The 21,828-nt window shown below is 38.7% G+C and carries 17 protein-coding genes; 8 read left to right on the top strand and 9 right to left on the bottom strand.

The window, feature by feature from the left end; translation table 11 throughout:
- Positions 1-175 precede the first annotated feature (175 nt).
- Genes PLA12_05715 through PLA12_05705 form a run of 3 tightly spaced genes read right to left on the bottom strand, consistent with a single transcriptional unit; the run spans position 176 to position 4,359 of the window.
- Positions 176-1,612, bottom strand: coding sequence for a transglutaminase-like domain-containing protein (locus tag PLA12_05715; GenBank protein ID HOQ31993.1), 1,437 nt, complete (start codon positions 1,610-1,612; stop codon positions 176-178).
- 27 nt (positions 1,613-1,639) lie between these two features.
- On the bottom strand, positions 1,640-3,112 hold the full coding sequence (locus PLA12_05710) for an oligosaccharide flippase family protein (GenBank protein ID HOQ31992.1): 1,473 nt from the start codon (positions 3,110-3,112) through the stop codon (positions 1,640-1,642).
- A 50-nt stretch (positions 3,113-3,162) separates the two neighbouring features.
- Positions 3,163-4,359: a hypothetical protein gene (locus tag PLA12_05705; protein HOQ31991.1), complete on the bottom strand. Its 1,197-nt coding sequence runs from the start codon at positions 4,357-4,359 to the stop codon at positions 3,163-3,165.
- Positions 4,360-4,730: 371 nt separating this feature from the next.
- Here PLA12_05705 and PLA12_05700 point away from each other — a divergent pair, with 371 nt between their 5' ends.
- The 5 genes from PLA12_05700 to PLA12_05680 all read left to right on the top strand — a co-directional run bounded on the left by PLA12_05700 (position 4,731) and on the right by PLA12_05680 (position 9,814).
- On the top strand, positions 4,731-4,910 hold the full coding sequence (locus tag PLA12_05700) for a hypothetical protein (protein HOQ31990.1): 180 nt from the start codon (positions 4,731-4,733) through the stop codon (positions 4,908-4,910).
- Between the two features lie 217 nt (positions 4,911-5,127).
- On the top strand, positions 5,128-5,631 hold the full coding sequence (locus PLA12_05695) for a hypothetical protein (GenBank protein HOQ31989.1): 504 nt from the start codon (positions 5,128-5,130) through the stop codon (positions 5,629-5,631).
- 113 nt (positions 5,632-5,744) lie between these two features.
- Positions 5,745-6,239 carry a hypothetical protein gene (locus tag PLA12_05690; protein ID HOQ31988.1) on the top strand — a complete coding sequence of 165 codons (495 nt, stop codon included), beginning with the start codon at positions 5,745-5,747 and terminating at the stop codon, positions 6,237-6,239.
- Positions 6,240-6,423: 184 nt separating this feature from the next.
- A complete protein-coding gene (gene topA / locus PLA12_05685) occupies positions 6,424-8,838 on the top strand; it encodes a type I DNA topoisomerase (protein ID HOQ31987.1) in 2,415 nt (804 codons plus the stop codon).
- A gap of 34 nt (positions 8,839-8,872) precedes the next feature.
- Complete coding sequence (locus tag PLA12_05680) at positions 8,873-9,814, top strand: tyrosine recombinase XerC (GenBank protein HOQ31986.1); 942 nt, start codon at positions 8,873-8,875, stop codon at positions 9,812-9,814.
- A gap of 29 nt (positions 9,815-9,843) precedes the next feature.
- Here PLA12_05680 and PLA12_05675 read toward each other — a convergent pair whose 3' ends face one another.
- Genes PLA12_05675 through PLA12_05665 form a run of 3 tightly spaced genes read right to left on the bottom strand, consistent with a single transcriptional unit; the run spans position 9,844 to position 12,755 of the window.
- The gene (locus PLA12_05675; protein HOQ31985.1) at positions 9,844-10,437 is read right to left on the bottom strand and encodes a TlpA disulfide reductase family protein; all 594 of its coding nucleotides are present in this window, start codon (positions 10,435-10,437) and stop codon (positions 9,844-9,846) included.
- Complete coding sequence (locus tag PLA12_05670) at positions 10,430-11,779, bottom strand: replication-associated recombination protein A (protein HOQ31984.1); 1,350 nt, start codon at positions 11,777-11,779, stop codon at positions 10,430-10,432. Before PLA12_05670 ends, PLA12_05675 begins: the two co-directional genes overlap by 8 nt.
- Positions 11,780-11,801: 22 nt before the next feature.
- Complete coding sequence (locus PLA12_05665; GenBank protein HOQ31983.1) at positions 11,802-12,755, bottom strand: aldolase catalytic domain-containing protein; 954 nt, start codon at positions 12,753-12,755, stop codon at positions 11,802-11,804.
- A gap of 159 nt (positions 12,756-12,914) precedes the next feature.
- Here PLA12_05665 and PLA12_05660 point away from each other — a divergent pair, with 159 nt between their 5' ends.
- Positions 12,915-13,547 carry a hypothetical protein gene (locus PLA12_05660; protein HOQ31982.1) on the top strand — a complete coding sequence of 211 codons (633 nt, stop codon included), beginning with the start codon at positions 12,915-12,917 and terminating at the stop codon, positions 13,545-13,547.
- Between the two features lie 49 nt (positions 13,548-13,596).
- On the opposite strand, the gene PLA12_05655 is transcribed toward PLA12_05660, so the two are convergent.
- Genes PLA12_05655 through PLA12_05645 form a run of 3 tightly spaced genes read right to left on the bottom strand, consistent with a single transcriptional unit; the run spans position 13,597 to position 19,145 of the window.
- Complete coding sequence (locus PLA12_05655) at positions 13,597-14,385, bottom strand: hypothetical protein (protein HOQ31981.1); 789 nt, start codon at positions 14,383-14,385, stop codon at positions 13,597-13,599.
- A 15-nt stretch (positions 14,386-14,400) separates the two neighbouring features.
- On the bottom strand, positions 14,401-17,391 hold the full coding sequence (locus PLA12_05650; GenBank protein HOQ31980.1) for a tetratricopeptide repeat protein: 2,991 nt from the start codon (positions 17,389-17,391) through the stop codon (positions 14,401-14,403).
- Entirely contained in the window at positions 17,349-19,145 is a 1,797-nt protein-coding gene (locus PLA12_05645; GenBank protein ID HOQ31979.1) for a heparinase II/III family protein, read from the bottom strand. The genes PLA12_05650 and PLA12_05645 overlap by 43 nt, the downstream gene beginning before the upstream one ends.
- Before the next feature lie 297 nt (positions 19,146-19,442).
- Here PLA12_05645 and wecB point away from each other — a divergent pair, with 297 nt between their 5' ends.
- Positions 19,443-20,555, top strand: coding sequence for a UDP-N-acetylglucosamine 2-epimerase (non-hydrolyzing) (gene wecB / locus PLA12_05640; protein HOQ31978.1), 1,113 nt, complete (start codon positions 19,443-19,445; stop codon positions 20,553-20,555).
- Between the two features lie 9 nt (positions 20,556-20,564).
- The gene (wecC, locus tag PLA12_05635; GenBank protein ID HOQ31977.1) at positions 20,565-21,827 is read left to right on the top strand and encodes a UDP-N-acetyl-D-mannosamine dehydrogenase; all 1,263 of its coding nucleotides are present in this window, start codon (positions 20,565-20,567) and stop codon (positions 21,825-21,827) included.
- Position 21,828: the final 1 nt, after the last annotated feature.

Here is a 21,828-nt window from a genome sequence, read left to right as displayed (position 1 = left end):
ACCTTAAATATATTCCCTTACCGTAGCTGAAGCGTTCCCTACTTCGTAAATTTAAGTTCCTACCCTACAGAAAAACTCATCCTACAAAAATATAAATCTGTTATTATGTCCTATAGGTGATTATGTATTCCATTTGCTCTATTTTCCTGGGATAGCCAGCCAAAAAGATTGTTCTTTATTCTTCCGTAACTGTTATTTGTATTCTACCAACAAGAGGTATTAATTTTATTTGTTCGATAATATCCCCTTCTCCGATTTTAATGTGGGTTACATCTACCAATGGTTGATTGAATGTTGGGTCAACATCAATCCACTTGCCTATCCATACCTTTGCCCATTGATGAAAATAAAAACCGGGCTTTGGTGAATCTACATAAATTAAACCTGCTACTTCTCGTGCAGGTATCCCTAAGGCACGGGTCAGACCCACAAAAAGCAAACTATGTTCCGTGCAATCCCCCTCACGATGTTTTAATACATCCAGAGCATTGGTCAATTGTGCGGAATAAGAGGTCTTCATATTTTCTTTTACCCAGACACAAATTTTTTGAACGGCTTCCCACGCATCTGTTGTATCTCCGACAATTTCCTTCGCGGTTTTTATCATTTCCGGATGGTCACTTTGCACAAAACTACTGGGCTCTGCCCAGCGTTTTACCTCTTCGTCCTGCACAGGAAATGTAAGTTTTGGTATGGATTCCGCATTTAATTTTGTAGCGGTAAAGATGAATTTATCTCCTTCCGCGGTTATTTGCTGACGCTCATCACAAAAGAGATGGTTTTCTTTTAGGGGTCCGTTCAATATTAATTTCAGGTGTTCGCGTTCGCGGGGATTTTTGATAGGTTTATCTACAATTGCAGCGTTGGAGACGAGCACATCATTACTATAATTAATATCCTGGGCTATTTCTTTAGGTTCCAATCGCATAGTAAAAATTTCACCTGCAATATCTTCCAATACCAGACCTTCTTCTGTAACATACGAAGTTTGTTCCAGATTGAGAATATTCACTTTCGTCTGGATTTTGTATAACTTTGTTGTTACACCATTAAACAGCCGTTCTTCTGTTCCAACAATCGTTGAAATGCAGGTAAGTTCCTGTTCATAAAGCGGTTCAAAAAGGAAGGAAACCAACTCATCACCTACTTTCGGCTTTTGGGACATCCATAACTGAAACTTCAAGGTATCCTTTAACTTCTCCTGAGGTAGGGGCAAATATCGCTCTACGCTTTGTCCTGCCAACTTTTTTATTAATTTCAATTGATTGTCTTGCACCTGAGCATGGAATTCGGTCGTTGATAATAAATCCGTCAATGTATAATCAATAGAAATAAGTTCGCCTGTATGTGCGTATATTCGCATGGAACTTACTTTCATCTCCTGTTTTACTCCGCTCATATTCATACGGAATGTTCCCTCTTCTGTAAAGTAAACGCGTCCTCCTTCTCCTAAAGACAAGACCTGTTGCATAAATCCTACCTTACCTTTGTTCAAATACAGTCCGAACCATCTTTCCCCTGCAAATCGTGAAGGATCTATATTCTCTTGAGCCATAGCACCAGCACATAATAAAATGAGTGCCGTCTGTAATATTGATAACCTCGTATCCATAGATTTCCTTTTCTTATTTTTGATTTTCTATTTCTTTATCTCAGCAATTTTTATTAATCGAACCAACAAATACTCAAAGGGAACAAGTTTAAAATAATAGGATATTATAAGTAAAACGAGAATAAACACGAAATTGATAGCAAGGGAACCCGGGTAAAAGACATAAAGGAATAGATAACACAAAAAAATACCCTGAGGAAGTAACACTTTCCCCCAATCAAATAAAATACAGGTTTTCCTCACCCAGACAGTTTGTATTAAATACGAAAAAAAGAAACTTATTAATGAAGCCCATCCCGCCCCTACCATACCTATATATGGTATCAACAAAAAATTTAGTCCTAAATTGATACCTACCGTGCCTATATTTGTGATAGTAACCACATAAGGGCGGTTTGTTGCGATAAGCGTTTGCCCAGATATACCTGACAATACGGCAAATACAATCCCTGCTAATAAAGGGACCAATATAGTAGTAATTTCCATATATTCTTTAGAAAATAATAACAAAATAATGTATTTTTGAATAAAAGGTAAGAAAAAGATACCCAGAAAACTCAATATAGCAATAACATTTTGCGATTGAATAAAAAACCATTCCGCATCTCTTTCTTGTTTTGTGGCAAACAATTCTGAAATACGGGGAAGGTAGGGCAAGAGTAGCGAATTTAGCATACGCGAAGCGATATGACATAGCCTTTTTGCCATTTCATAAACGGCAACCTGAACAGGACTACCTGTTAAAAATAATAGGACTACCGTATCAAACCGCTGAACCAGATAATTAAGAATTGTATTTATCCACAACACCCAGCTAAATTTTATCGCGGCTGTAATTTGTGCTACATCCAATCGCAACGAATGCCCCGTTGGCAACGACCACCACAAAAGAACAACCGTCAAAAGGTAACTTATAATATAGGCAAAGGATAATGAAACAATTTTACCCTTCAAAACGACCAAAACAATAACAGAGAAAAGAACTTGTAATACGGACGCAATTGCAACACCTATAGCCCTTTTCCCAAAAACCTGAAAACCAGAGAGGTTCGCCAGTAAAATATCCCTTAACAAACCAACAATAAAGAGAAACGGGACAATCCATAAGTAAGAAAGCATAAGAGAGGAGTTCGAAAAACCATTCTGGACAGAGGTAATTCCATAGAACACACACCAGATAATAAGTGTAATCAAGGATATTACAATAGAATTCAACAGGGAAAAGGTAAGTAAGGAGGAGGACAAATCTCCCTTTAATTCATCGGAAGCACCACCGATAAGTTTTGGAATAGATACCTGCAACCCATAACCAAAAAACAGAACAAATCCGTCTGCCCAGACCAGTATCAAGGAGAAAACCGCCACTTCCTCCTTATTCAGAGAAATAGCAAACAGCTTGCCTACAATCAGCAGGGCTACAAGATTAATAACCGTGCTTAACCACGACCAAAATGCCCCCTCCAAAACGCCCGATTTCTTTGTTTGCAAGGTATTATTCATGAACCCTATTTCATTGGTTAGTTTTCATCTACTCCGTTTTTAGTTCGGTTTCAGGAAGGTAGTGTAAGTTCCTTTTCAAACTTATTAAGATAGTAATTCGCTACAAGAAGTCCAATATATATTGTCGGAACGGCAATGGCAGTTAGAACCATAACCGATAGGATATAAAGCATTCGCGGGGGACCGGCTTTCTGACGCGGAGTTAATGCTTTGGACGCTATGCGTAATTCACTTTGAGATTTTTCAAGATTTGCTAAAGCATTTTGATAGGTTATGTTTAAGTTTTCAACAATCTGTTTCAATTGTATTTCTTCGTCCTCTAATTTCTGTTTCTCTGTCTTTTTCTCGGCATAAACTTGCCTAAGATGGGCTATTTCCTGTTCTAAATCTGCAATCTGTTTCTGCAAGGCTTCTTTTTGAGCCGTTTTTAAGATTTGTTCTTTTTTATACTCCTCTACATCTGGAGAAGTATTTTCTGTTCCTGGCACAGGGGTCCTATCTGTTTGACCTTTTTCGTTTAATTCTATCTCTTTGGCTAATTGCTCGATTTCTAAATTCAAGTTTGTTTGCTGTATTTTAAATGATGTAATTTGATTTTCCAGTTCCTGAATTCGCATTTCCATACTGGGCAAATGATAGCCTGCCTCTATTTGCTCTAACGCCTTTCTACTATTTTCAAGCTCCGTTTTTTTCTCGCCAAGTGCTTTTTCAAGATAGGCAATACCATCTTTTAAAGGGTCCTGGCGGAGAGCCTCAATCTTTGTCATTCCCAAATCTGCCCAATAGTTACATACATCCGCCGACAATTGTGGATTTTTAGAGGTAAACTGCAATTGGATTATTCGTTGATATTGAATATGGTTTGTCCCCTGAAAAAAGATTTTCGATTTTATTGACATTGATTTACGCAATTTGGTTCTACTTAACTTTATATCTTTAAATTCCTCTTTTTGCGAAAGATAAAGAAGAACTTGTTCGACAATTTCATCTGAGTTATATATCTGTTCATAATCTGGCATAGGGAAAGTAGGAATGTCATTTAAGGTAAGGAAACTCACACGGTAAGGAGTATCTTCCCTCCCATCTAAAATGCTGGGAATATAATCCCGAGCATTTAACGGAACCGGTGTCATTACCAACAATGTAGTCGCTGTATAATAATCGTCCATTAAGAAAGAGACTCCCGCTGTGATAACACCAACAATCAATGTAGCACCGATGGTAATAAAAATAATTTTCCGTATCATGGTTTTTCCCTTAAAAAATTGTGGTTCAAAAAAATACAGGTAGAATTATAAGTCAAATTGTATAGATTTACAAAATAAAAAACATTGGATAAAATTTGATGTTTATCTCTTTTGCTAAGTCTTAAAATAGAATGATAACCGATAAAACATAGATAACAGATTTATACTTTCTTCACAATCGTAAGGGCACGGCATACCTCTCATAGGACTATAAGAGCAAGAAACTTGTAGCTGAAGCCTCCCGGCTTCGGGTTCTTTCCTCTTTGTATACTTTGTGTAAGTTCTCTGTGTTTTCTATGGTAAAAAGAATTAACCACCGAGGACACAAAGAAAATATTACACAAAGGACACAGAGAAAGTGAGGGCAAAACATGTTTTGCTCCTACATCGTGAAATCTGTTAAAAGTCTTTGTGTTCTTTATAGTGGAAAGATTTATTCCCTTAAAAATACCCGAAGCGGGGATGCTTCAGCCACATTGAATAAAATAACGCATGATGGACATTTTCCATTCGTTTTTATCCGTGTTTATTCATGCCGTTCGTGGTTATAATTTAACTCATTTAATTCTCTCTATAAAGAGGAAAAGTAGCATATACCAAGTTAAGATATTTCTTTTTCTCTCCTATTTTTGGTTTTCTTTATAGATAGTTTACTCTGTGTTATATATATACTAATGTTTTATAATAACCCTACTTTTTTAATATAATATCTCATAGATATATCTTCTAAAAAGTTTTTATTAATCGAACGAATTAGAGGCAGGATATATGACATTTACAGAATTCTATAATCTTATTTATGGGCATTTTGAGGATAATTGGAAAATCTACGCTATAGTCCTTGCATTTATGATACCTATTATTATTGTTACACGAAAATGGTCTCTTCCTGTAATTTTCTATACCCTTGAGACAACCATTTACCTCGTTCTTATGCATATTATCGTCCATGTATTCGTAATAGTAGTTGTTTGGTTCAAGGTAAATACCAGCATGCGGGCTCTCCGAGAAGATGGCACCCCTGCAGAAGTCCCCGATTGGGCAACTCCCCTTTATGATTTCTGGAATTTAGAGGCATACATACCCAAATGGATTGCCTATGTAGAAATTGCCTTCGTAATAACCATTATCCTACTTGTCATCTGGTTCCGTCCCCCTGTTCTGGGTCCTGTCAAGTCAAAAAGGGCAAAAAGAAGATCGAAAGAACAATCCGCTGTCCGCGAAGAGATGGAAAAGAAGAAAGCGCGTTATATGGATGACATCATGCCATAACACAACAAGGCAATCATTATAGCATTATTCACATATCAACCTATCCCCCTGTTATTGATTTTTAACGATAGATAAATTTATAATTTAAACATCACTAAAAAACGATTATAACTTTGAAGGTTTTTTTAAATTTAAGTATGAATTCAGAAATTAAGAAAATTGAAGATAAAATATGGTCTTTAATAAAAGAAAGCCGTTCGGAAAAGGTATCCAAAACGGTTATCCGACGGAAATTAAGCCGTCAGGGATATAAACTTTCAGATATTGAAAGTGCAATAAATCAGGTTTGGGAAAAACGAAAGGGGACAAAAAAGGAAACTTCAAGGAATTTACCCAAATTCGTCCCTACAACCTTTTACCTTACCGAAAATGACCGGGTAAAACTAACCGATGATGCTTATTGTGCCCTACAACGGCTACATTATTACCAGATGCTTTCACCCATTGATAGAATTCTACTCCTTGAACAAATAGAGAATGCCCCATCAAGGATACATTTTGCAAAATTGATAGATATATTAGACACAATACTTGAGGGACGCTATGGTTTTGATAATATAAGAGTAATAATGTCTGTGGCTTTTGGAGACAAATCTCTTTTTATGTAATTTTTTAGTTACTCTTAGTATTTTCCGCTGGCTGTGTGCAGAACAATTCCTGCAAAATAGGGGTTAATTGGTCTATCCAATGAAATCCTTGCTCGTATATGAATGTATGAATTTGATAACAGAGAGAAAGATTTAAAAAAATATACCGTTTATAAGTTATGGAAAAGAATAATGGAGTATTAACATGAGTAAATATTTAGTTGTTGTAGAATCTCCTGCGAAAGCACGAACGATTAATAAATATTTAGGGAAGAATTACCATGTAATATCCAGTTATGGACATATTCGTGACTTACCTCAAGAGCGATTGGGAGTTGACCTTAAAAATGATTTTAAACCGGAATATACCATACTTCCGAAATCACGAAAAGTCGTCACACAGATAAAGAAAGAAGCAGAGAAAACGGATAAAGTTATTATAGCCTCCGACCCGGACCGTGAAGGGGAAGCCATTGGTTGGCATATTGCAGAGATACTACGACCCACCCAGAAACCTGTGGAACGGATTACTTTTAACGCTATTACAGAAAAAGCCATTCGTGAATCTATAAAAAATCCCCGCAGTATTGATATGAACCTTGTAAATGCCCAACAAGCCCGACGGATATTAGACCGTCTTGTGGGCTATAAACTCAGTCCATTAGTGCAATGGTCTGTCCGTAAAGGATTAAGTGCTGGACGAGTGCAGTCTGTTGCTGTGCGTTTGGTCTGTGAACGCGAAGAGGAAATTCGTAATTTTATTACACAAGAATACTGGACAATACAGGGAACTTTTGAAAAACAGAATGGCGAATCCTTTTCTGCCAAACTTGTGAAAATAGAGGGTAAGGAACCTCAGTTAGCCAATGAAACAGAAACGCAAGCGATTATTTCTCAGCTGAAGGATATAAAGAATTACCGCGTTGATAGTATCGAAGAGAAGGATGTTCGCCGAAATCCTCTTCCTCCCTTTATCACCAGCACCCTTCAGCAAGAAGCCTCTCGCAAACTTCGTTTCGCTCCCGAATATACCATGCGGTTGGCACAGGACCTCTATGAAGGTGTTGAATTGGGCGAAGAAGGTGCCGTCGGTTTAATTACCTATATGCGAACGGATTCTCTTCGTATTGAACCGGATGCCATTTCAGAGGTGCGTGATTTCATCCTGCAAAAATATGGTGATAAATACCTGCCAGAGAAACCTAATTATTACCGTTCCAAAAAAAGGGCTCAAGACGCTCACGAAGCCATACGACCTACCTCTGCCACACGAACCCCGGAAGAAGTTAGAAAGTATTTATCCGAAGACCAGTGCAAACTTTATACACTTATCTGGCAACGATTTCTCGCATCACAAATGACACCTGCCATTTTTAAGCAACTTATCGTAGAGGTTGAAGGTGCCCAGAAAAAATTTGTCTTTCGTGCCACAGATACTACACCCGTGTTCGATGGATTTACAACTATCTATGAAGAGACACAGGAAGATACCAACGGTGATGAAGAAAATGGAAAACAAAGATTACCCGCACTTCAGGTAAACGAAGATGTGCAGGGTACAGATTTTTTAGGGGAACAGCATTTTACAAAACCACCCGCCCGATATACTGAAGCCAGCCTTATTCGTGCTTTAGAAGAGAAAGGTATCGGCAGACCCAGCACATACGCTCCGACAATGAAAACAATTCGTGACCGTGGCTATGTTGTGCGTGAAAAAGGGAGACTAAAACCAACACCTTTAGGAGAGGAAGTAAATCGTCTGTTAGTCCAATTATTCCCGGATATTTTAGATTACAGTTTCACAGCAAAGATGGAAGAAGAACTGGATGAGATTGAAGATGGAAAACTAACATGGCAGAACTTACTGAAAAATTTCTATGACGCATTTCAAAATGACCTAACCGAAGCACAAAGAAATATAGTCCGTGAAATCTTCGGCAAGGATGTTGTTTGTGAAAAATGTGGAACCGTGCTTGAAGTGCGTGAAGGCAGGTTCGGATTTTTCCTTGCCTGTCCCAACTATCCCGATTGTAAGTCTATTAAATCCTTACCCAAAGTATTAAACCGCAAGACGGATAAAAAATGCCTTAACTGTGGGAAACCGTTAAACCTTCGCTATACCAAATCCGGACCCATACTCCTATGCACAGGCTACCCGGAGTGCAAATCTATATATGCCTTTGATGAAAATGGTGAATTATCACAAATTGTATCGCAAGAACCTCAAAAAACAGATGAGAAATGTCCCAAATGCGGTGCAAACCTTGTTATTCGCAAATCGAAGAATAACGAGGAATTTTACGGCTGTGAGAAATATCCTAAATGTCGGTTCACCAAACCGATGGATTTGAACATAGAGTGTCCCAGAAAAGGATGTGGGGGAAAACTTCAATATCGTATGAGCAGGCGCGGTCGCTTTTTAGGTTGTTCAAACTATCCGGATTGTCAGGTAATCTTGAACGGTGAAATACAAAAAAATACACCCTGTCCGAAATGTGGCTATTCCTGGACACTTCTACAAAAGAAACGCGGTGGCAAAAAACTTTTAGTCTGCCCCAATCCGGATTGTAAACATCAGGTTGCCATTGAAGAAACGGAAGACGATTCCCGAGAAATTTGAGGTTATAATCAATCATTGTTAAAATAAACAAATTATGATTGATTCATCGCTGGAATATTTTTTTGAACATTTACGGGTTGAAAGGGGACTTTCTGCACATACAATTCGGGCGTATGAGTGTGATTTAGAGCATTTCTGTGATTATATTCAGAATAAAGCACAAGCCTTTTCAACGGATGCCGAAGAAACACGCAAGCAACGCGTTATTGCAGACCTTGAAACATTAAAGAAAGCAACACGAAACGACATCCGTTCTTTTCTTGCGCATGTCCAAAGTTCGGGCGGGTCTGTGAAAACAGCATCCAGAAAACTTTCCGCATTAAAAACCCTATATCGTTTTCTTGTTAGGCAGGGATTGCTGGAAACAAACCCCGTCATGACAACACGCACTCCTAAACAGCGTCGTTACTTACCCGCCGTATTATCCATAGATGAGGTATTAAAGTTGCTTAATGCGGTAGATGGTGAAGACCCCATTTCTTTGAGGGACCGCGCTTTGTTAGAGGTTCTCTATTCCACCGGTATGCGTGCCAATGAGTGTGCAACACTTACCATTGCTTCGGTAGATTTGAGTTCTGGGCTTGTCCGTGTGTTTGGAAAACGCCGAAAGGAACGGCTTGTCCCTTTGGGTTCCTATGCGAAACAATATCTAATGAAATATTTGCTGGTTCGGTCGGAATTAGGGAAGCCTACACATAATATTGTTTTTGTTAATGCACGGGGCGGACCGCTTACGACGCGAAGTATTCAGCGTATTGTCGAAAGATATGCAAGAGAGGTATTGCCTTATCGTGATGATGTTTCTCCTCATACGCTGCGACATAGTTTCGCAACGCACATGTTAGACGGTGGAGCAGATTTGCGTGTTGTGCAGGAAATTTTGGGACATGAGCAATTATCCACGACACAGATTTATACACATATTAGTATTGAACATCTCCGCGAGGTCTATTTAAGAACCCATCCCCACGCATGAACAGTTGAACGAGTTAGACGCGTCCCAATTCAATTCTCCGCCAGATTTATAAAATACTGAATAATTTCCGTATCACCCCAGTTAGCACTTCCTATATGAGAATAAACAATCCCTCCCTGCGAATTAATAATCAAACCGCAGGGAACATTATCGCCACATAAAGACCTCAAAAATTCTTTTTTGACCATCAGAATAGGAATTGAAATATTTAACTCTTTCTGCACCTTTTCAATATCTTGTTTTTTACCTTCTGTCAGTGCCAATACGGACATGTTCATATCTTTAATCTCATCATAGAGTTTCTGAACCGTCATCAAGGTTGAAAGACAATGAACACATTCGGGATGCCATACGAATATGAACAAAGGCTTGTTCCTGAAATCATTGAAAGAAATCTCCTTTCCTTCCATACTTATTGCCGTTGCTGAATAATCCAGATTTTGATGAGATTGTATCTTCGGCGTTTTTAATGAGACCATTTCTTTTTTGGCTATCCAGAACTTTAATGTCTTTGCTCCAATAACAATTCCGAAAACGGCAAGGAAGATCGTAAGAAAAATTCCTAATAAAAAGCCAAACAAAAAAGGTTTCCATGCTGTTTTTTTGGGATTGCCATCACTCATTATGTTCTTTCTGTTCTTTTTCTAACTGTTGGTCTATTTCAAACCAATGTTTTAATCGTTCCAAAAATGTTTTTTCCATACCGCGTGGTAAGGGCTGATAGAAAATGCCTCGTTGCAAACCGTAATCCTGAGGGATGTAACCTTCTTCCGCATCATGTGGATATTGATAACCAACACCATGACCTAACATTTCAGCACCGCGATAATGCGTGTCTCGAAGTGCTTGAGGAACCGGTACCGTAGTTTGCGATTTCACCATTTCCATTGCCTTTTCAATGGCTAAATATGATGCATTGCTTTTAGGGGCACATGCAAGATAAGTTACCGCCTGTGCTAATATAATCCGCGCCTCGGGCATACCAATAAATTCGGTAGCCTGCCATGCAGAGACAGCAACAATCAGAGCCATAGGGTCTGCATTACCTATGTCTTCCGCTGCAGCAATACATAATCGCCGTGCAAGAAATCGGGGTGGCTCCCCTGCCTCTAACATGCGAGCCATCCAGTATAAAGCAGCATCGGGATGGCTTCCCCGAATACTTTTTATAAAGGCAGACGCAATGTCATAATGTTCATCGCCTGTTTTATCATAGTGCAGAAGTTTTTCAGAAACGCAATCCTGAACAAGTGCCGTATCAATATGGATTTTCTTGTTATTTTCCTTTGCTGTAAGTATGGCAAGTTCCAAAGCATTTAAGGCTCGTCTTGCATCTCCTTCACCGTATCGAGCAAGAAACCGCAGTGCCTCATCATCAAAGGTAATTTCACAATCCTGAAAACCATTCTGGGGATGTTGAAGTGCCTTCTGTAAAATCTGAAAGATACTTTCTTCGTTGAGCGATTCAAAACGGAAAATCTGGGAGCGGGAAAGTAATGGAGAAACGATACTGAAGTAGGGGTTTTCGGTCGTAACACCAATCAATATTACATGTCCCATTTCTACATCGGGAAGCAAAGCGTCCTGTTGTGAACGATTAAACCGATGTATCTCATCGATAAATAAAATCGTGCGTCGTTTTTCTCGTTGCAAACGCATTCGTGCCTTTTCTAATACCGTTCGCAATTCACGGACATTTGAAGTAACCGCATTAATAGGTTCGAAGAAAGATTGTGTATGTCGGGCAATAATTCGTGCCAGGGCTGTCTTTCCCGTGCCTGGAGGTCCCCATAAGATTAAAGAGGTAAGACAATCGGTTTCGATAGCTCGCCGTAATGCCTTTCCCGGACCTAATATAGCATCCTGCCCGATTAGTTCATCTATGGTGCGAGGACTAACTCGGCGCGCCAAAGGCATATAGGCAAGGGATTTGGGTTGTTCGGATTTTTCAAATAAGTTATCCATTGTTGGTTTCTGTAATCTATCATTATTTCGATTTTATCTGACGAATATGGGTTTCATAAAAATCCCGCAAACTGCGTTTCGAGCCCTGTCCTTGCTCTTTAATATACGCCAGGGCTGTTCTTGGGTGTTGATTTAAAACCCCTGTAACAAGATAGGGCAATTCATAACCCCATTTCAGGTCCTCCTTCAGTCGGACAAAATACCGTTCTATCAAATCCAGAACAGGTCTTAAATCATATTTCGGGTTATCCATAAAACTTAGTATAAGTTCTGTTGTGCAATTGCCTGCGGCTCTACCCATGCCATATAAACTACAATCTACAAATTGGGCCCCTGCCAGAAGTGCCTCTACGGAATTGGAAAAAGCCAATTGCCGATTATTGTGGGTATGTATCCCTATCGCTTTGCCCGGAAGAGCATGGATATATTTCTCTGTTAAATATCGAATATGCTCCGAATAATAATAGCCAAAACTATCCACGATATAAACCAAATCCACGCGGGATTGGGCTATTTTCCTCAAAGCCTCATTTATAAGACCCTCCTCTACTGTGGATACTGCCATTAGATTTAAACTCACCTCATATCCAAGGTCTTTCATATATTGAGCGATTTTTAATCCTTCATCTACTTCAGGAACATAACATGCCACACGCACCATAGAAATAATGCTTTCCGATTTTGGCACAAAATCATCTAAATTCGTCCTGCCTACATCACACATTACTGCTATCTTTGTATCACATTCATAAGCCACATCACGCAGGTCTTCTTCATTGCAAAAACGCCATGGACCAAATTCATCTGTGGAAAAGACGCGCTTATCTGCACGATATCCCAACTCCACATAATCCACTCCCGCTTCTGCCAAACCATAAAATACCTCTTTCACCATACTCTTCGGAAAATCCCAATTATTCATTAAACCACCATCTCGAATGGTTACATCTAAAATCTTTACTTCGGGGCGATACATAAGAAAACTCCAATAGTATAATTTTTTGAATATTTATTACTTGTCAAAATATTGTAAAGTATTTTAAAATAAATTGATATTATGTTAAAATAATGTTTATTATACTATAATGAGAATAAATTTTCTTATAAAATGATTTGGAATTAGGAGAACCTGAAAATGACACGGTTTGTTTTATTAATGCTCGTTGTAGGTTTGGTATTTGCAATATCTGCATCTGCTATTGAACCTGCGTATGTAGGTCCCTTAGGGAACCCTGAAGAACCTGCTTTACGTCCTTATAAATGGATATGGAGAGGAATTGCTGCCTTGGGTCATCAGACAAAAGAGAAATTTGTTGAGGGGAACATGAATACACCCATTTTGGGCACAGTTGAAACGGCACGGGGAATACGAAATGGTTCCACAGAGTTTTTGTATAGTTTTTGGAAAGGTATATTATTTACATGTCCACCCCAACAACCCAAATATTATCAGGAAAAGACGGAATTGACAAAACGAGTTGAAGCAGATGCCGTGTGGAGAAATGTAACAGAGTTTATGTGCAGTGGTCCTGCATTTCCGATGCTTGTTGCTTTAGACCATGTCCAGGTTGAAAGTGATGCCAAGGTTCAGGAACGGCTTGTTAAAGCACGGGAAATACAGGCCGCACGCCGTCAGGCACAACAATCACGACAGATAAAAGGCAATCCTGTGGAACAGGCACAGGAAAAATATCTGGGCGACCGTATTACCATTAAAAAAGACAAGAGTAAAAAATACCCCAAAAACCTACTAAAATTAGCCAAATAAAAACCTGCACGAATACCGTCCCAATCTTAATTAATATTACCAACAGATTTTATTTAGCCGAGCCACCACATTGGGATATAAGTTTTTTAATAGCGGATTCGCGTGTGGGTAAGAGCCCCGCTTTTAATACTGATTCCGCATAATAAACTGCTTTTTTACAATCCCCCTGTTTCTTATATAGAAAAGCAAGTTCAAAAGACGATTTGCCACCTGGTAAAATTTTGTGCCCTTTTATCCATGTTTCCTCTGCTTTAGATAAATCATTTGAAAGTTGATAAATTCGTCCTAAATAATAATGGGCATTTTCCAGTTCTTCTCGTTTTTGTACTTTTTGAAGCCATTGTTCTGTATACGGAAGTGCTTCTTCGTGTTTTCCAATACGCAACAGAGAATCTACTAATAATTCATATGCATTTTTTTGGGGATATTCCTGTGATTGCACGGCTTGCTTCAAGTATTCAGCCGACTTTTCAAACTCCTGGTCTGCCCAGCAAAGATAACCTAAACGATAAAAGACATAGGTTCGATTAAATTCGCCCGTGAACCGCGAGCGTGTGGCCAACTCATATATCCTTTTTGCATCTTCTGTGTTTTTATTTTGTTCCAATGCTTGAGCAAGTTTCATGAGATTTTCACCAACATTATCTTCCAGCCGTTGCAGGATAGGAGGCCCGAATATCTGATAAGCGAGAGTTACAATAAGAATTGCCACCAGTACAATAGCCGACAAAATCAGGGTCGGTTTGAGTAAGAAAAATAAAGAAGATTGCTGGCTTGAATTACTTGAATTAATATCATTTATTTGTTTTGCTGTATTGGTTTCGTATTTTATATCCATAAATTTATCCCTGTCTTATTGGTTTTTTAAATATGGAGCCAGGATTTGTTCTAAATTTTTCAACACATTTGAATTGGCAGGTAACGACTGCTTTAAAGACTGATATTCAAATTTTGCTTCCGATATTTTTTTGAGCTGAACCAGAGTTTGCACAAGCAAAGCTCGGGTTTGTGTATTATTCGGGTCAATCTGTAAAGCTTGCTGTAACTTTTCTTCTGCCTCTTTATATTTCTTTTTCTTATAAAGAATTTCAGCCCATGTATACATTACTTTTAATTGCGTGCTTTTGCTTGTAACTTTACTGGCAAACGGGAAACAGGATAAAGCACGGTCCTCAAAACGAAGCTTTTGATAAATAGTAGCAAGGTTCGCAAAAATCTCACCCTTGTTTTCACCCTCCAATGCTACATTTTCATCAAATACAACCTCTGCTATCCATACATATCTCAAAACAATAGTTTTGTATGGAACTTTATTTTTTTCATCCTGTTCGATACTTGCAATGACCTCACGCGTTATCCCCAACCAATCAATTTGCTCTTTGGGCTGATTTATTTTTTGTATGAAATCAGGAATATTAGGCGTATTCTTGAAATAAGACATTAACTTATTACGGACATTTTCCAACCGTTGTTCCTTGGGAACGGTTTGAACAACGGTTCCCCATGTGGTTAAATCCTCCGGATTTAGTTTTAAGGTTTCCAGAATAATTTCGGACGCCTTACGGGGGTCATTTGTTTTTCTTAATATTTCCTGATGTATCATCAATGCTAACTGAGACAATGTCGGAGCCATTGTTTTGGCATCTTTTTTGAACTTTGCATAATTTTTTTCAAGGAAGGACAAATACTCATCCGGATAGCCCTTTTGTTTCATAACTTGAGCATATCTTGACCAGAGTTCGATATTTCCCGGCTCAATAGAAAGGGCGCGTTGAACAACCTTTGCACAACCGTCATAATCTTTAATTGCCAAATGCGCCTGTATAAGAATTTGTAGCAAGGACTGACTATTTTGCAAACCTGTTTCGAGGGCTTTTTCGCCATACTGGATAATTTCTTTCATAAGTTCCTGTTTCTTATCTTCTGGTAATTTTAAGTAAGCCGTTTTGAAAAACAAAGTGCGGGACATACCCTCATAAGCATCCGGGTATAAATCACAGTATTTGATAGCATTGTTCAATGATTTTTCTGCCTCGTCTAATATCGTTTCAAGGGGTTGTGTCAAGGGTTTTCTTTCTATTTGTGAGCGATATACCCAATTCAAACAGCACTGGGCACGGCTGGTCCATAATTCGGGATTATACGAGTCGTAGTAAATCGCTTTATCAAAATATTCGAGTGCCTTCTCAAAATTATTCTGCGTCATATAAATTCGAGCGGTAATTTCCGAGAAACGGGGATCAAAATATTTAATACGGGTTCCCATCTCTGCGCTTTCTAAGGCTCTTTCAAGTGTCATCTCACGAGAGTTCAATTTCTGTTGATTTGCAAATATCTGAGCCCAATACATCCCGCCACGGGCTCTTTGTAACTGAACATCCGCATAGTAATAGCGAGCCTGTAATATGACAAGCAAAATAGAAATACAAAAAGCAACGACATACAACCACTTTATCTTTTTAACTTTCAGCGTTACATCGCTAATATTTACCTGAGATAGACCTAAATATAAAAAGAAAAAGGCACTGGAAACAGGCACATGCATATTAAAACCAAAACAGGCATCTATCGCAAATGCAAGAAAAACAGAAGCAATACTAATTCTTAAAACCTGTTCCTGGAAAGGCTTGTCCCTTTTCACAAGAGTTAAACCGCCAATAAAACCTAAAAAAATAAGTCCGAAATAGAAAAGCCCGCCAGGTATCCCGGAATCCGTCATCGCCTCCAGAGGGTCGCAATGTACATGAAAGTTTCTCTTTTTTGCTATGTTAAACCATAATTTTTCATATCTCGTCCAATAAGGAATATTTTCAAATCGATAATTCCCGGGACCATACCCTAAAATAGGTCTGTTTCGTATCATTTGCGAGGCACCAAAATAACTATTAACCCGCAGGTTTAAGGAATTATCCAGAGGTAAAGAACCTTCAGGGTAGCCCTTTGCTAATAAGGCAAATATCACAATAATGCCTATAACCGCAAGAGTAATAAAAACACCTCCTAATACGACAATAGATTTTACACCCCATTTTTTGCCTATCCATAAATAAAAGATAAAAAATGGAATTGCAACAATGAGAGCAATACGGACACTTCGCATTCTTGTCAGATAAAGATGTGTAAAGGTAAGAAGGAAGCATATAACAAACAGAGATACTTTGAGAAGAATTAAGATAAAAGTTTTTTGAGTTCCTTCTTCACGATATTTTTTTATTTCGTCCCACAGAATAAGAAGAAACCCTACTCCTGTAATCACAGCAAAAAGTAAAGCATGCCCCGCAAAATTAGGATTAGCATACGAAGAGGGAAGTCCCCGATATTCTTCTACATTTCTTGTTGACCATGGAAACGGGTCAATACCCCAAAGTTGGAAAAAGCCATAGACACTGGAAAGAGCCGTGGCTATCATAACCCAACTCAATACCCAACGCATTTCTTTCTCATCGGTAACAAGGATATGGACAAAAAAAGCTATTCCGCAGAGCATTAGCCATATAGCAAGTTCACTAATAGCAAAACCTTTATTCCTCGCAAATAATGTGGCGAGTAACATAAACAATAGAAAACCACTAAGCATAAAAACAAGGGATTTTTTCAATTGCGGCTGAAAATTTCCGAACCATACCATTCCCAGTGTAATAGCGGAAAGAAGCATGACAAAGACACTGATGATTAGATATTTTATAGGTGCGGCCGGGTCTCCCGTAAAAGGACTTAATGTCAAGACTACGGCTAATAACCAGAATGGGATAATGACATACACAGCCGTTTTACGCAAAAAAGAAGAAACTGTATCGTTTACTATGGTCTGGTGAGTATTTCTTTCCCGATTTCTTCTACCCATTGTTCAATTGTTCCTTTCGGATATTTAGTTTCATTATCATAAAAAGAAATCCAATAACCACTTTGCGTTAAAGCATTTGCTGAAGAAGTCTTTTTAAGAACAATCACAGGATTTGGGTCTGCAGTCCCAAAAAATTCCGAATACCATCCTTGTTGAGGAGACTGACTTCCTGCAATAATTTCTATCATTTCATTTTGAATAGGATAAAGCAGAACTTTTATTTTATCACACTGCAAGAAAACAAAGGAATTATTAATTTTTACTTCTGCAGAAGGATAAAGATGTAACAAATTATGAAGTGTTTTTTGTTGATGTGTCTTTACCCAATCCCAGCATAAGAACCCTTCCTGAGGAAGTATAAATAAAGCACGATAGTGTATCGTCCCATTGAAATACTGGTATTTTCCCCCAAACAATTGTCCTCTGTTATACGGTTTCCATAATGCCCATAGTAGTTTTCCCCTCCGTGCCACACGAAAGGTGCTCCAATATTCTAACTGCTCTTCTCCTTCTATATATACAGTATTATGTGCCCGTGTGCTGCGTTGAAAGGAACGGAAAGGACTACCTCCATAGCCATGCATTCCCGAATCTACAATGACCCGCTGGTTATTCATAAGAAATTCATAACTGAGTTGGTCACAATGAGCATGGGCTAATTGAAAAGAAGGACCGGCTGCTCCTGCCCTTATCACTATTTCAAATCGTGGATTAGAATTATTTTTATAGATATAGTACCCGGACGAAGGAAACGACAAAGCTCCGCTATGTAGCGTTTTCTGTTTTTTTGTAGGGATATATTTTTCGGCTACACGGAGAACTTTTTCGGAAGAGGGTAAATGACCATGAACAGTATCACCAAAAAGTGGGGTATCCCCATCGGATAGCGTCACCTTCTCTAAAAAATCAACCATTTTAGAAAGTGCTTCTTTCAAAAATTCAGGAGGCTCTCTTAATATCGCCAGCACCATGAGTAAATCTAAAAATACATGGATGTGATACATTGGAGAACGCTCATAATGTCCTCCATCATCAAGAATTTGCTCCTGCAATTCTATTTCTAATTGTCGTAGCAAATCGGGCAATTCAGATGGATACAGGGTTGCAGAACTAACAATCAAGCCGCAGAGGTTCTGTATAAGGTGGTTGGCTTTTAAATGATATTCCAGCGATTTGGAAAGGTATTTTGTTTGAACAGCCAGAGAATTGAGGATTTCTTTATCGTTCCACTGCCAGAGGTGTAACGCTAATATCCAATAACGAATACGATAAGATATCGGATAGGGGTCCCATGCTATCGCTGCACCCGGAGGATATTTTTTTATCCATTGCTGAACACATTCCTTTGCAAAAACAGAATAGCGATTATCCGGATATTGAATATGGGCTAAAGAAAGTATCCAAAGAAATTCAAAACTATGCAATCCATACATTGCCAGCGGAGATAAATTTTTGCTCTTCTCCTCGGATAAAATGTCTAACGGGATTTTTTCCCCGGCATATTCCCATGTCCCTGTTACTATACCCCTTGCTTTTGAAGTAAGATTTCCTTCAATAGAAGCCCAATTCTGGGCATACTTTGCATACTTTGTAAGTTGTTTCTTATCTATTTGCAGGTCAGGCAAATGTCTTTTTTGAAACCATAGACATACAGGTAAAATCTTTCGTGTCCGATAAAAAGCAAAACCGTATAATTGTTTCGCTTGGAGATATCGGATTGTGTGTATAATTTTTATCAATGATGAAATATTCACAATTATAAAAATTACCTGCTTATTCCAAACAATATTTTTTATATTATAGTGTTTTTTTATATCTAAAACGATTTCTGAATTTTAAAAGTTATTATTGATATTAAAAAAGTTTGTAATTATCTTTGGTATTATAGGTGCTTCATACAGATTATATCTCCAAAAAACTTCGCATCTGATTTCCCATATCGTATTTCATTTGTTTATTTTCATATGTAAAGAATATTCATTTATAATACATTTGTTTTTATGGTATTCATTTAACTTTATTTAATTGATATTAAGGAAAGTTTTGTTCTGATGAATATTTGGGTTATTATGGGAACTCGTCCCGAAGCGATAAAGATGGCGCCAGTGGTTCGTGCCTTACAAGAAGTATCAAAGGATGTTCAAGTTACCGTTTGTTTAACAGCCCAACATCGAGAGTTGCTCGACCAGGTAATTCGTTCCTTCAATCTGCCTGTAGATTACGATTTAAATATAATGACACCAGGGCAAACACTTGTTAAGATTACCTCGCGTGTTCTGGAACGCTTATCGGAGTTATTTGCGGAAAAGAAACCTGATGCCATTTTAGTGCATGGAGATACCACTACAACATTATCCGCAGGGCTTGCCGGTTATTATCAACAAATACCCATAGGACATGTAGAAGCAGGTTTGAGAACCTATGATAAATACCACCCGTTCCCGGAGGAAATGAACCGTCGCCTTGTAGATGCCATGAGCGATTTTCTCTACGCTCCGACAAAACAAGCCAAACAAAATCTTCTTTCAGAGCATATTGAAGAACATAAAATTGTAGTTACAGGCAACACGGGAATAGATGCCCTGCTATATATTGCGGAGAAGCCTTACCGGTTTCAGGACGATTTGTTAGAGCAATTGGGAAAGGAACGGCGCCTTATTGTTTTAACGGCTCATCGCAGGGAAAGTTTTGGGCAACCTATGGATGAAATATTCCATGCTGTTTCGGATTTGATAGATAGAAACGATGATATAGAAGTATTGTTCCCTGTCCATCCCAATCCCAATGTTATGGCGTCAGTGAGAAAATACCTACAGAGAAAAAAACGGATTCATCTTATTTCCCCGCTGGAATATGTTCCTTTTGTGCATGTACTTAAAAAATGTTATTTAATTCTGACAGATTCAGGGGGCATTCAGGAAGAAGCCCCTTCATTAGGAAAGCCTGTATTGGTTTTGCGAGATGTTACAGAACGACCGGAAGCCGTGCAAGCAGGAACGGCATTACTTGTGGGTCCTCATTACGAACGGATTCTGGAAACTGCCCAGAAATTGCTGGATAATAAAGAAATGTATCAAAATATGGCCAACAAGATAAATCCGTATGGTGACGGAAAAGCAGGTAAGCGAATTGCAGAACATTTAACCAAAAGTTTATCCGTATAAGGAGTAATTATGAAAACAGTTTGTATTCTCGGTTTGGGTTATATTGGGCTACCTACTGCCAGTATGCTTGCAACCTGCGGCTATCAGGTAGTAGGTGTAGATATTTCGGAACGGGTTGTAAAAACCATAAATAAAGGCGAAATTCATATTGAAGAACCCGGTCTTCAAACTATGGTACAGGCAGGAATTGCTTCCGGTCGACTTCGGGCTCAAATGGAACCTGCACACGCAGATGTGTTTATTATTGCTGTGCCAACTCCGATTACAGAACAAAAAAAAGCAGGCATGGAATTTGTAAAATCTGCCGCAGTGAGTATCGTCCCTTACCTCAAAAAAGGGAATTTGGTTATTTTAGAATCTACATCACCCCCGGGAACATGCCGAGATTTGTTAACACCTATCCTTGAAGAATCCGGTTTGAAAGTAGGCACAGATATACATTTAGCCCATTGTCCAGAACGCGTTCTGCCCGGGAAAATTTTACATGAGTTAATCCATAATGACCGTATCATTGGAGGAATTACCCCCCGATGTGCAGAGGTAGCAAAGGAAATATACAGTTCCTTTGTAGAAGGGAATATTTTTCTGACGGACGCAACTACCGCAGAAATGGTTAAACTAATCGAAAACACCTACCGCGATGTAAATATAGCGTTAGCCAATGAAACGGCAATTTTATGCGAACAATTGGGCATCAATTTCTGGGAGGTTGCTCAATTAGCCAACCGACATCCCCGTGTGCATCTGCATAGTGCCGGTCCGGGTGTAGGGGGACATTGTATATCGGTAGACCCCTGGTTCCTTGTGGAAAAATTCCCTGAGGACGCAAAGATAATCCGTATGGCTCGTGAACGCAACGATTCTATGCCCGCATTTGTCGTTCAGAAAATTGAAAACCTTGTAAAAGGCATTGATAAACCTAAAATTGCCCTGTTGGGTCTTGCATATAAAGGAAATGTAGATGATATACGCGAAAGCCCTTCTTTGCATGTATACAGCTTGCTTCAATTGAAAAACTATAATATCTCTCTTCACGACCCGCATGTAAAACTTTCCCCTGTTCCCTTGTTATCTCAAGAGGAAGCCTTACAAGATGCCGATTGCCTCGTTATCCTTACTGCTCATGACGAATTTAAGAACATCGAGCCTGAAAAAATTAAAAATTTAATGCGAAACAAAATCGTTCTGGATACACATAACATCCTATCCTATGAATTATGGTCAAGCAAAGGATTTTCAATCATCACATTAGGAAAAGGGAAAAAAACTTAAT

The organism is Candidatus Hydrogenedens sp., assembly GCA_035378955.1.
GTDB lineage: Bacteria > Hydrogenedentota > Hydrogenedentia > Hydrogenedentales > Hydrogenedentaceae > Hydrogenedens.
Note: the sequence above shows the minus strand (reverse complement) of the source record. Positions and strands in the feature narration are given on the sequence as shown.

Excerpts from the sequence above, each read along its gene's own strand:
- wecB (HOQ31978.1), top strand. The coding sequence starts at position 19,443 with ATGAATATTTGGGTTATTATGGGAACTCGTCCCGAAGCGATAAAGATG.
- PLA12_05705 (HOQ31991.1), bottom strand. The coding sequence starts at position 4,359 with ATGATACGGAAAATTATTTTTATTACCATCGGTGCTACATTGATTGTT.
- topA (HOQ31987.1), top strand. The coding sequence starts at position 6,424 with ATGAGTAAATATTTAGTTGTTGTAGAATCTCCTGCGAAAGCACGAACG.
- PLA12_05675 (HOQ31985.1), bottom strand. The coding sequence starts at position 10,437 with ATGAGTGATGGCAATCCCAAAAAAACAGCATGGAAACCTTTTTTGTTT.
- PLA12_05715 (HOQ31993.1), bottom strand. The coding sequence starts at position 1,612 with ATGGATACGAGGTTATCAATATTACAGACGGCACTCATTTTATTATGT.
- PLA12_05710 (HOQ31992.1), bottom strand. The coding sequence starts at position 3,112 with ATGAATAATACCTTGCAAACAAAGAAATCGGGCGTTTTGGAGGGGGCA.
- PLA12_05700 (HOQ31990.1), top strand. The coding sequence starts at position 4,731 with ATGTTTTGCTCCTACATCGTGAAATCTGTTAAAAGTCTTTGTGTTCTT.
- PLA12_05695 (HOQ31989.1), top strand. The coding sequence starts at position 5,128 with ATGACATTTACAGAATTCTATAATCTTATTTATGGGCATTTTGAGGAT.
- PLA12_05650 (HOQ31980.1), bottom strand. The coding sequence starts at position 17,391 with ATGGGTAGAAGAAATCGGGAAAGAAATACTCACCAGACCATAGTAAAC.
- PLA12_05655 (HOQ31981.1), bottom strand. The coding sequence starts at position 14,385 with ATGGATATAAAATACGAAACCAATACAGCAAAACAAATAAATGATATT.
- PLA12_05670 (HOQ31984.1), bottom strand. The coding sequence starts at position 11,779 with ATGGATAACTTATTTGAAAAATCCGAACAACCCAAATCCCTTGCCTAT.
- PLA12_05660 (HOQ31982.1), top strand. The coding sequence starts at position 12,915 with ATGACACGGTTTGTTTTATTAATGCTCGTTGTAGGTTTGGTATTTGCA.
- wecC (HOQ31977.1), top strand. The coding sequence starts at position 20,565 with ATGAAAACAGTTTGTATTCTCGGTTTGGGTTATATTGGGCTACCTACT.
- PLA12_05680 (HOQ31986.1), top strand. The coding sequence starts at position 8,873 with ATGATTGATTCATCGCTGGAATATTTTTTTGAACATTTACGGGTTGAA.
- PLA12_05665 (HOQ31983.1), bottom strand. The coding sequence starts at position 12,755 with ATGTATCGCCCCGAAGTAAAGATTTTAGATGTAACCATTCGAGATGGT.